The sequence below is a fragment of the Thermomicrobium sp. genome (assembly GCF_053493975.1).
The window spans coordinates 35519-46170 of record NZ_JBRBZA010000030.1; the positions used below are offsets into that span (position 1 = coordinate 35519).

Annotated in this window: 11 protein-coding genes and 1 riboswitch; of the genes, 8 read left to right on the forward strand and 3 right to left on the reverse strand. The window is 65.8% G+C overall.

Annotation, left to right across the window (positions count from 1 at the left end; all coding sequences use genetic code 11):
* The first annotated feature begins 3 nt into the window (after positions 1-3).
* Positions 4-675: a hypothetical protein gene (locus ACWIVK_RS05625; protein WP_448575596.1), complete on the forward strand. Its 672-nt coding sequence runs from the start codon at positions 4-6 to the stop codon at positions 673-675.
* Here ACWIVK_RS05625 and ACWIVK_RS05630 read toward each other — a convergent pair.
* Positions 648-905, reverse strand: coding sequence for a hypothetical protein (locus tag ACWIVK_RS05630; protein WP_448575597.1), 258 nt, complete (start codon positions 903-905; stop codon positions 648-650). The two genes, ACWIVK_RS05625 and ACWIVK_RS05630, sit on opposite strands and share 28 nt — an antisense overlap.
* Positions 906-1375: 470 nt before the next feature.
* Between ACWIVK_RS05630 and ACWIVK_RS05635 the strand changes: the two genes are divergently transcribed.
* From ACWIVK_RS05635 to ACWIVK_RS05660, 6 genes are all read left to right on the forward strand, one after another.
* Positions 1376-2272 carry an amidohydrolase family protein gene (locus tag ACWIVK_RS05635; protein WP_448575598.1) on the forward strand — a complete coding sequence of 299 codons (897 nt, stop codon included), beginning with the start codon at positions 1376-1378 and terminating at the stop codon, positions 2270-2272.
* Between the two features lie 313 nt (positions 2273-2585).
* Positions 2586-2663: riboswitch (Fluoride riboswitch) on the forward strand.
* 40 nt (positions 2664-2703) lie between these two features.
* On the forward strand, positions 2704-3693 hold the full coding sequence (locus ACWIVK_RS05640) for a hypothetical protein (protein WP_448575599.1): 990 nt from the start codon (positions 2704-2706) through the stop codon (positions 3691-3693).
* A 10-nt stretch (positions 3694-3703) separates the two neighbouring features.
* Positions 3704-4141, forward strand: coding sequence for a HEAT repeat domain-containing protein (locus ACWIVK_RS05645; protein ID WP_448575600.1), 438 nt, complete (start codon positions 3704-3706; stop codon positions 4139-4141).
* Complete coding sequence (locus tag ACWIVK_RS05650; protein WP_448575601.1) at positions 4113-5117, forward strand: AAA family ATPase; 1005 nt, start codon at positions 4113-4115, stop codon at positions 5115-5117. Before ACWIVK_RS05645 ends, ACWIVK_RS05650 begins: the two co-directional genes overlap by 29 nt.
* 2 nt (positions 5118-5119) lie before the next feature.
* The gene (locus ACWIVK_RS05655; RefSeq protein ID WP_448575602.1) at positions 5120-6358 is read left to right on the forward strand and encodes a DUF58 domain-containing protein; all 1239 of its coding nucleotides are present in this window, start codon (positions 5120-5122) and stop codon (positions 6356-6358) included.
* The gene (locus ACWIVK_RS05660; RefSeq protein ID WP_448575603.1) at positions 6342-7754 is read left to right on the forward strand and encodes a DUF4129 domain-containing protein; all 1413 of its coding nucleotides are present in this window, start codon (positions 6342-6344) and stop codon (positions 7752-7754) included. Before ACWIVK_RS05655 ends, ACWIVK_RS05660 begins: the two co-directional genes overlap by 17 nt.
* A 4-nt stretch (positions 7755-7758) precedes the next feature.
* On the opposite strand, the gene ACWIVK_RS05665 is transcribed toward ACWIVK_RS05660, so the two are convergent.
* The gene (locus ACWIVK_RS05665; RefSeq protein ID WP_448575604.1) at positions 7759-8952 is read right to left on the reverse strand and encodes a trans-sulfuration enzyme family protein; all 1194 of its coding nucleotides are present in this window, start codon (positions 8950-8952) and stop codon (positions 7759-7761) included.
* 94 nt (positions 8953-9046) lie between these two features.
* Here ACWIVK_RS05665 and ACWIVK_RS05670 point away from each other — a divergent pair, with 94 nt between their 5' ends.
* On the forward strand, positions 9047-10090 hold the full coding sequence (locus ACWIVK_RS05670; protein WP_448575605.1) for a TIGR03557 family F420-dependent LLM class oxidoreductase: 1044 nt from the start codon (positions 9047-9049) through the stop codon (positions 10088-10090).
* A 243-nt stretch (positions 10091-10333) separates the two neighbouring features.
* Here ACWIVK_RS05670 and ACWIVK_RS05675 read toward each other — a convergent pair whose 3' ends face one another.
* Positions 10334-10531, reverse strand: coding sequence for a hypothetical protein (locus ACWIVK_RS05675; protein ID WP_448575606.1), 198 nt, complete (start codon positions 10529-10531; stop codon positions 10334-10336).
* Between the last annotated feature and the right edge of the window lie 121 nt (positions 10532-10652).

Here is a 10652-nt window from a genome sequence, read left to right on the forward strand (position 1 = left end):
CCAGTGTCACTTCCTCGTTTACGTTGGGTCATCTTCGTCCGGTCGATCGTCGCGGTAGACGAACACCCGCCCGCACTCGTCTTCCGCTTACTGGCACGCTCATTGGCCCGGCATCAGCAGGAAGCCGTGCTGCTCGAGGAGCGCGCCAACCCCCTCACGGTAGCCGCGCTCCGCCGCCGCGGCGCGGCTGCCTTGCGCGAACTCGCGACTGCCTGGCCCGATGTCCAGTACCAAACGGTCGAGCAGCGCACCGGGGCCGATCTCGTCGAATGGCTCGGCCGCACGCTCGCGACTGCCGACCTCGCATTGGTCGAACTGGGAGTCAGCGAAGAACTCTCCTATTGGGTCGGCCAACTGACTCGCCCCCATCTCAAAACCTTCCTGCTCGACCTCGTGCCAGACGAGCCAGCATTGGCCGCCATGCGCCAGCGTCTCGACCCGGCAACATTCACGGGCATCATTTGCCACCCGGCGAACGCCCCCGCCTACCGGGGTCGGACATCCGCTCGGCAGATCGTCCTCGTGGAAGGAGAACCCACCGAACTCGCATCGGCGATCGCCGATGCCGTCGTCGCCTTGTATTTGCACTCTCTGGGGAAACTGGAGACGCGCAGCCAGACTACGAACGGCTCCGGATCAGTTACCGATCAGCCAGAGAAGGGGAGCCGCGGCTGAGACACACGCACGTCGATCGCGGTCGGCAAGACACCGCACACCTGGAGCGCCTTGCTCCGTTCGAGCAGCTCCTGAAACTCCGTCTCGTCCAACACGAACCGGTGGCCACAATCCGGACACGTGACGACGTAGACGCAGTCGAACCGCGATTCGCACCAGGCGCGCACGTCGCCGAAGAGTCCCTTTCGACAGAGATGAGCCAGAACCAGCTCGACCTGGCGAGCATCCATGACAGGACCTCCTCGCGGTGGGGGTCGATGTATAGAGACATTTTCTCAGCCGACACAGTGACCGTCAACTGTCCTGTGATAGGGTGAGCACGCGAAACTGCACTCACCGCGCTGGCATGGGGCGCATCTGGTCGACCACTCATTTACCGGAACAGTGGTGGCCACTCCCAACGGAAGAGGAGCCGCCGCCCTGCGCCGACCCGTCTACATGCACGCCGGCCGCGCGCAACGGCCGATCAGGTTTCCTTGAGTCCGTCACACATTGATGCTAAAGTGACGGGGACCGGTCGGTGACGGGGCTCGCTGCTGTTCGGTTCGGCCGCGATGAACAGCGTGCGAGCGGGTCAGCGCCGTCCAGTGTCGGAGAGCGTCTCGGACTGCCGCTGACTGAGCAGGTGAGGAACTGCCAGTGCCAGAGGCATGGCCCGAAGGCGCGCGGAGTCGTGGGCACGACGAAGGGGGACAATACTGTGACGACTCGACGAATCGACATCATCGACATCCATGTGCACGTGCGAACCGGTGACCATGCCAAAGTATGGGAACGCGACCGCTACGTTCCCGCCAACCAGGAAGGATTCAGCGATCATCCTGACGCTATGGCCGACATGTATCGCGAACTCAATGGCATGGCCGTCATCTTCGACATCGACGACGAAACCCGCACCGGACTCAAGGCCTCCAACGAGGAGATCGCCCAGTGGGTCGCCAAATACCCAGATGTCTACATCGGATTCGGCTCGGTCGATCCCTGGAAGGGGAAGGCTGCGATCATCGAGGTCGAACGCTGCGCTGCGCTCGGCCTCAAAGGGATCAAGTTTCATCCGGCGGTCCAAGACTTCGCTCCGAACGATCCCCGCTTTTTTCCTCTCTGGGAAACTTGTGCCCGACTCGGCCTGGCCGTTCTCTTTCACAGCGGCACCACTATGGCTGGAGCCGGGCAGCCTGGCGGAGCTGGCATCCGCCTCGAATACGGCCGCCCCATCCCGTACATCGACGATATCGCCGCACGTTTCCCGGAACTCCGCATCATCATGGCTCATCCGGCTTGGCCCTGGCACGAAGAGCAACTCGCGATCCTCCGTCACAAGCCGAACGTCTTCATGGACCTCTCCGGCTGGGCACCCAAGTACATTCCGGAAAGCGTCATTCGCTACGCGAACTCGTTGGTTCAGGATAAGGTCTTCTTCGGCTCGGACTTTCCCATGCTCACTCCTCATCGTTGGCTGCGCGAGTTCGCTGAACTCCCCATCAAGGACTCGGTCCGCCCGAAGATCCTTCGCGATAACGCGGCCCGCTTCCTCGGTCTCGCGCACCTCATCGAGAACGCCCTACCAGCCTCGAACCAGGGTCAGGAACGCACCTGAACAGTCGCGGAAAGAGCGGACTGCACCGAAGCACCGAGATCGCGCCGTTCTTCTCCTCGGCGCGTCCGCTCGCGCGTTTCTCGGCTCGCGGTAGGCCTGACGGCCGTACCGAGCAATCATGCGGTCTCGCGGCGCCAAAAGGTTCTCTCGCATCGGTTCGCGCCCTGGCTGCGTCGGTACACGCGCGACCGCGTCGCCCCGCTGCTCTGACGGTCTACGCCCGCTGCGAGGCGAAGACCGCTCGGCACGCGGTCGACGTTCGCCTCGCCGGTTCCCTTCGCTGGAACAGCCAACCGCTCCGCTGATATACTCGGTGCTGCACGGCGATGAGGCTCGCCAGGTGGCGTGGGCCACCGAAGCGCCCGATGCGGCTGATAGCCTCTGCTCGACCAGTCCGGTCAGCAGAGGCTTTTTGACGTTAGGAGGGCATCATGGCAGAAGTGCCGCGCAACCACACCATCTCCCGAATCGGCCGTTTCCTCGTTCGCTCGTCTCGCCCCACGGCCGACCGATACCTGGCCGCCACCCTACACGAGTCGTTCGGGGAACCAGGGTGCCCTCTGTGCCGCTTGCTGGAAGGCAAGGAGCGCCGAGCGCTCGAAGCGATTCTCTGGGAACGAGTGAACGATCCAGCCACGGCCGATCGGCTCGCGGCGGCACGCGGATTCTGCTGGGAACACGCGTGGGCGCTCGTTCCGGCAGGAGCAGCCGTTCACAGCCATCTCGGCGTCGCGATCCTGCTCGAGCGGCTTCTGCGCCTTGCCTTCCGATCAGGCCCCGCTCGCAACGGGCTCGCACACTGGCTCCGTCCGCTCGCCCCCTGCCCAGTCTGCGAATGGCTCGGGCAGGCCGAGAAAACGCTCCTGTCGGCGACCACCCAACTCGTCCAACAAGACCCATCGCTCGTGTACCGGCAACCGGGCCTCCTCTGTCGCCCCCATGCGATGGCACTGGCTGGACTACTCAGTGATTTCCCTTGGAAAGCGTGGCACGAGCGGGCCGAGCACGAACGCGCGGCTTGGTCACCCTTGGAACTCCTCCAGCATGACGTGGGCCGTCGTCCGTGGTACGTCCCTCGGCCCGCTGCTCTACCCGCGGTCTGCCCTCACTGCCTGGCCGAACCACCAGGGCAGGACCGGCGCTGGAGCTGGCTGCGGGCGCTCTGGCAATCACCGCTGGCTGATTGCTCACTCGAAGTCTGCCTGGGCCATGCTGCCGCGAGCGACCAGGCAGTGCCCTGGTATGAGGAACTCGCCGCCCTGCTCGACGATGTGTCGGCCTTCATCGCCGCTCACGACTATCGGTTTCGCGGCACCCTGAACGTGGCTCAACGAGGAAGCTGGCTCCGCGCGATCGCGCGCCTCGTCGGCACCGTTCCAGCAGCTGGACCCCACGAGCGGGCGCAGTGCATGACAGTGTAGGATCGTCGCGATGACGACGCCGAATCAGCCTGAGGACTCGTCCTACGACATGGCCCTGATCGAAGGACTCCAGCATCCACGCCCGGATATTGCCGAAATGTGCGCCTGGGTTTTGGGTCAGCGGCGGACGCGGCTGGCGGTACCCGCGCTGATCGAGGTACTCCGCAGGCGTTTACACGAGATCGACGTCCTGGTCGCTGCCATCAACGCGCTCGGGTCCATCGGCGATACTCGAGCGTTACCCGCACTCGTCGAAGTCGCCCACCAGGGGGCTGTTCCCGTCCGACGCGCCGCTCTGCGCGCGCTGGCTGCCATCGATCCCGTCCGAGCCGCTCCGATCTTGCGCGACGCTCGCGAACGCGACCCGTCACGCAGCGTGCGTGCAGAAGCTGCTCGACTGCTCGAAGAGGAGGCCGAGCGTGACCAACCCGATGAGACCCCCGTTTGAGCCGCTCCCTACCGAACGAGTGGAAGTCCTGCACTCGCTGCTCCTGCGTATCCGCGATGCGATCGAGCGTGTGATCGTCGGGAAGCGCGACGTGATCGAACTGCTGTTGACAGCAGTCCTGGCCGGCGGCCATGTCCTCCTCGAGGATGTCCCCGGGATCGGCAAGACCAAGCTTGCGCGGACCTTCTGCCGCGCGATCGGTGGAAGCTTCCGCCGTATCCAATTCACGCCTGATCTGTTGCCAGCTGATGTCACCGGTTCGCTGGTCTACGAACCCGGCCGAGGCAGCTTCGCGTTCCATCCGGGACCGGTCTTCGCCAACGTCGTCCTCGCCGACGAGATCAATCGGGGAACACCGCGCACGCAAGCCGCACTCCTCGAAGCGATGGAGGAGCGACAGGTGACGGTCGAACGCGAGACCTACTCCCTTCCCATTCCTTTCCTGGTGCTAGCCACGCAGAACCCGATCGAGCTCGAAGGGACTTTCCCCCTCCCGGAAGCCCAGCTCGACCGCTTCCTGATGCGCCTCAGTCTCGGCTACCCGACGGCAAACGACGAGGCAGCGATGGTCCGCCGCTTCCTGATCGGCGATCCGCTGGTCGAACTCGAGCCGGTCACCGATCCAGAGGAACTCGCTGCCGCCATCGGCGAGACACAGCGTATCTTCCTGGGCCAAGCCGTTCTCGACTATCTCGTCGCGCTCGTGCGGCAGACACGGCAGCGCGAGGACGTCCAGCTCGGTGCGAGTCCGCGCGCGACACTCGCGCTCGCCCGCAGCGCGCAGGCAGCTGCTCTCCTCGCTGGTCGTTCCTACGTCATTCCGGACGACGTGCGTGCTGTCGCCGTACCAGTGCTCGCGCATCGCATCCGTTTGACCGCACGCGCCGAACTCCACGGCCTCACGTCCGAATCCGTCGTGCGAGCGATCCTCGACGAGGTTCCGGTTCCGGTGGAGGAAGTCATCGAAGGGGCGTGACAGTGGAAGACGCACCGACCGTCGTACCGGTCGAACGCGAAGATCTTCTTCCCGCTGGCATCCTCGCCTCGGTCGTTCTCGGTGGTGCAGCCATCGCGCTCGGGCGGCCGATTCTGGCTCTCGTCACCTTCGCCGTGACCCTCGTTCTCGCTCTGGGGCTGCTCTGGCTGCGCTTCGGCTTCTACCGGGTCCGTTACTGGCGTCAGCTTCAGCCGAATTACGTCTTCCCCGGGGAAGCAGTCACGCTCAGCCTCGTCCTGGAGAACGCCAAACCGCTACCCCTTCCCTGGGTCGAGGTCGTCGAGGAATTGCCAGCCGCACTCGCCATCGAAGGTGAGCAGCTCGAGCGCTCGCCCAAGCCGGAGCGCAAGGTGCTGCGGACGCTTCTCTCGGTCGGGATCGCGCAACGCGTCCAACGACGCTATCCAGCACGCGCGACGCGACGCGGCTTCTATCGCCTCGGTCCGACCCGCCTCACGACCGGCGATCCTTTCGGCTTGGCTCGCGCTCGTCTGGAGATCGAGCCTGGCGGGACGCTCCTCGTCTACCCGGAGATCCGACCACTCGAGTCGTTCGGTCTACCAGCTGAGCATCCGCTCGGGGACGCGACTCCCTTGCACCCGTTACTCGAGGATCCTCTCCGCATCCAGGGTGCTCGTCCCTACCAGCCCGGCGATTCTCCGCGCCAGATCCACTGGCGTGCGACTGCTCGTCTGGGGGAACTGCAGACGCGCTTACTGGAGCGCTCCGCTGCACCCGTTTTGGCACTCTTTCTGGACGTGAATACCTTCGAGCACTTCTGGGAAGGAATCCGTCCCGGAGAACTCGAGTGGGCGATTTCGCTCACCGCCTCCTTGGCCTCCTGGGGCATCGAGCAGGGCTATCAAGTCGGGCTCTGGGTCAATGCGCCCCTCGTCGGTGGCGAACGGTTCATTCGTATCCGGCCAGGGCGTCATCCGCACCAGCTCCGGCGTCTGCTCGAGGCGCTGGCCATGCTCGTCCCGCATACCGGTCATCGCATCGAGCAGCTTCTCAGCGCTGAAGCGCGACTGCTCACCGGTGGCGTCACGATCGTGCTGGTCACCGCGCTCGTCACGGAAAATCTGCGCCGGACGCTGCTGGCTCTCCGACAACAAGGGTACGGTATCGCGCTGATCGCCGTAGGGACCTCGGCCGGCCTCGTCCCGCGGCGAGGACTCGCGATCTTCGAGTTGGAGGGAGACCGTGCTCCCGCGACCTGATCCGCTCACCATCGCACTGGTGGCGAGCGCGCTCGCCGCCGAGGCACTGGCTGTGGCACCACTGGTCGCCTGGCTGGCCGTCCTCTCCGGTGCTGATCCGCTCACGGTACCGGGCTGGCTTTCGCTCGCCGCGACAGGCCTGGTCAGCTACGGGCTCGCTCGCCTGGTGTTGGCCCGAACCCGAGACCCCTCTTGGAGCAGGTTTCTGGCTTCCGGAGGCTGGTTGCTTTGGACGCTCGGTTGGTGGGCTGCGCGTGGACGATCGGTCACCGCGATTCCCGGCTTTTTCGATGGCTTGCTCGACCTCGATGCACCGGCAGTCAGCTTGGCGATCCTCAGCGCTCTGGCCTGGTGGCGCGCGCTCGTCCTGGCGAGCGAGCCCCACCCGTTTCAGGGGACCTATTTGCGATGGGCGATCACACGTGATCTCCTGTTAGCCGGCGGCGCAACGATTCTCGCAGCAGCGAGCGGCGGTGCCGCCGCGCAAGCAGTCTGGCACCGCCTCGAACTCGGTGTCCCCCTGCTCCTCGCCGTCAGGCTCCTCACCGCTGTCTTGGTGCAAGCGGAGGCCGTGCGCCTCGCTTACCCGGCGACGATCAGCTCGGTCCGCTGGATAACCTGGTCAGCGATCCTCACCCTCGGCATCGTCTGCCTGGCTGCACTGGCCAGTCTGGTGGCTGGTCCGACCCTGTGGCCGCACCTCGCGCGCCCGGTCACCTGGCTCCTCACGCTCATCGTCGCTGTCCTGGTGACGCTGGCGGTTCTCCTCGCGGTCCTCATCTGGACCGCGTTGCGTCTTCTCGTCTGGATAGTCCAGGCCATCGCTGGTCAGCACGAACCAGGTCCACCGCCCTCGCTTCCGGCGCTGCCCGATCTCCTCCGTCCCCGGGAGACTCTCGCGCACCTCGCCCTGCCCGTCTGGCTCGAGCGGGGGTTCGCGGCACTCACCGGCCTGCTCCTCGCGCTCGGCTTGCTCGTGCTCATCGCGCGAGCCTTCCGGCGTTTCCGATCGCAGCCGATCGCCACCAGCGGGAGTGAGTTTCGCGAACGCGTCTCGCTCGGAAGTGTCCGCGACTTTCTCCCTGCTCTTCGCTGGTCTGGGTCGGCACCGCGCCTGGCACGCCGCGTTTCCGGCCTGCCCTACGATGTCCGCAGCGCATATCGCGCCGCGCTCGTTCTGTTGGCAGCGCGCGGCTTCGTTCGCCGCGACAGCGAGACCCCGCTGGAACTCGCTCATCGTGTCACCAGCATCCGACACGACCTCGCCCAGCCGCTCCAGGACCTGACCGCGCGCTACCTCGTCGCTCGCTATGCGGAGCGCGAGGATCCGCGCGACCGCGCAGCAGCGCTCGAGGATTGGCGAGAACTGGCGCGCCGGCTCGCTGAGGAGACGTGAAACGTCACACGTGCCCCAATGCCCGTTCGACGTCCTCCCAGAGTTCCTCCGGATGTTCCAGACCGACCGAGAGCCGCAGGAGCCCATCGCTGATCCCCAGTCGCTCCCGCTCGCGCAGGGGCAATGAGCGGTGCGAGGTGGTCGCTGGGTGCACGATGGCCGTTACGGCTCCACCCAGCGTTTCAGCGAAGCGCACCAAGCGGAGAGCGCGCACGAATCGCCGCACAGCCGGCTCTCCACCAGCGAGTTCGAAAGCGACCACGGCCCCAAAGCCGTCGCGCAACAGCCGTTCAGCCAGCCAGTGTTCCGGATGACCGGGCAGCCCTGGATAGAGCACCGCCTGCACCGCCGGATGCGCTGCCAGGTGTTCCGCCAGCAGGAGCGCGCTCCGACTGCTCTGCGCTGCCCGCATGGGTAGCGTGACCAGACCCCGCTGGATCAACCAGCTGTCGAACGCTCCACCGCGTCCACCGAAGCGGACCACCTGTCCTCGGATCGTCTCGACCACGGCCGCTGGTCCGGCAACGACGCCGCCACTGGCATCGTGATGCCCACCGATCGACTTGGTCGTGGAGTGCACGACCAGCGTCGCTCCCCAGGACAGCGGTCGGCAATGCACCGGCGTGGCGAACGTGTTGTCGACGACCATGAGCGTCCCGGCGGCTCGGGCAAGCGCCGCGAGTCCCGGAAGATCGCGCACCCGGAGGGTCGGGTTGGTCAGCGTGTCCACCCACAGCAGTCGAGCCGGACGCTCCAGCGCGTCCGCCACCGCCTCGAGGTCACCGCAATCGACGAAGTCGACGATCACCCCAAAGCGCGCCACGTCTCGCTCCAAGAGCAGTCTCGTCCCGCGATAGACGTGCGTGTCGGCGACCACTCGCTCGCCGGGCACGGTGAGCGCGAAGAGCGTCGCCGCGATCGCACTCATGCCGTTCGCGGTGACGACCGCGTCTTCGGCCCCTTCCAGACTCGCCAGTGCCAGCTCGAGCTGCCGGTGGTTCGGCAGCCCATAGCGGGCATAGATGAACCCCGGCTCTTCACCGCGGACGATTTCCTCCATCGTCTCCATATCCGGATAGGCAAACGCGCTCGTCTGCCAGATCGGTGGCGCGAGCGGTACCGTCCGGCTCTCCAGCTGGTGCAGTCCCGCCTGCGCGCAGACCGTTTCTGGTCTGGTTACCGGTTTCCGCTCAGGCATGGCCGGCCTCCTCTCGCTCTCGCTTCCAACACCGAGGCGCAGCATACTTTTGCCGCTGGGATCGTAGATGCGAAACGGAAAGCGAGGGAACTCGATGAGCCGCCTCGGGTACTCAGCCAGTTTCGAGCAGTTCCACCCTTCCGATCTCCTGCGCTGGTGCCAACTCGCTGAACAGGAGGGTTTCGATAGCGTCCTCGCTGCCGACCACTTTCACCCCTGGACACCCGAGCAAGGCCAGAGCGGCTTCGTCTGGGCCTGGCTCGGTGCGCTCGGCGTGACGACGCGCCTCCGCTTCGGTACCGGTGTCACGCCGCCGATCGGCTTCCGGTACCACCCGGCGATCGTCGCGCAGGCTGCGGCCACGCTCGAGGCGATGTTTCCGGGGCGCTTCTGGCTCGGGCTCGGAGCTGGCGAGGCGCTCAACGAGCACATCGTCGGCCGCTACTGGCCGGAACCGGCCGAGCGGATTCGCATGTTGATCGAGGCCATCGAGGTCATCCAAAAATTGTTCACTGGCAACGTCGTTCGGCACGAGGGAACCTATTTCAAAGTCGAAAGCGCCAAGCTCTACACGAGACCCGACGTCCCGCCACCGATCATCGTGGGTACCGCTGGACCCTACATGGCCAAAAAGACCGGTCAGCTCTGCGACGGTCTCTTGACTCCCGGAGCCAATGACGAGAAGCTTCGCCTCCTCCTGAGTCGCTTCGAGGAAGGAGCGCGCGCTGCCGGCAAGGATCCCAAGCGCATGCCTCGCATGATCCAAGTCCACGTCTCCTGGGCCGAGACCGATGAGCAAGCGATCGAAAACGCCCTCCGCGAATGGCCCAATGGCGGCATGGCCTTCCCCAAGGGGGACATTCGCAACCCCGAAGACTTCCAAGCGATGGCGCGGTTGGTCCGACCGGAACACTTCCAGGGCCGCGTCCTCATCGCGTCCGACCTGGATCGCCACGGCGAGTACCTCCAACACCTCATCGATCTCGGGTTCACCGAGATCTACGTGCACAATGTCGGGCGTAACCAGGAGGAATTCATTCGCGCCTACGGGCGGTTCGTGATCCCCCACCTGCGCTGGCCAGCCGATGCCCCGGTCGCCCAGGCTACCAGTCCGTCTCTGGATCGAACTGGCCTTTAGCAGAGAACGCCGCGCGACCGGCCCGACCGCCCGGGCGAGGCTGCTCGGGCACTCGTTCCAGCACGGGTTCCCACGCGCCACGCGGGAACCCGCTTGCCCCTGTCTCATGCAGGAGCGTGCGGACTGGCTCTCCACTTGTCCGGATGAGACTGGGCCGACGTCGGCTACCCGCCAAAACGAGCGACCCCCGCCGGGTCTCGCTCCCGCGGGGGTCGGCGATGACGATCGATCGGGCTTGGGCAATCAGGCACCGTTCGGGCGGCGCTCTTCAGCAGCCTCGATCCGCCGCGCGTGCTCGCCCGACTGACCGGTCTCCCTCTGCTGGCCGATCTCCTGGGGAACAGGCGCCACCCGCGCCGTCGTCGGATAGACCACCCGCACTGCGCGGATCACCGGCTGGCCATCCTGATTGAGAATCGTGTAGCGGATCAGCGTGCGCATCGGTTCACCCCCTTTCCGTCCGGTCTGGTGCTCCCTGACCGGCCGCCCCCGGACCGGCCGGGGGCGCGGAGGTGCCGTGCGCAACCTTACGCGGCGTCTTCCTCCGACCCGGACGGCCCGC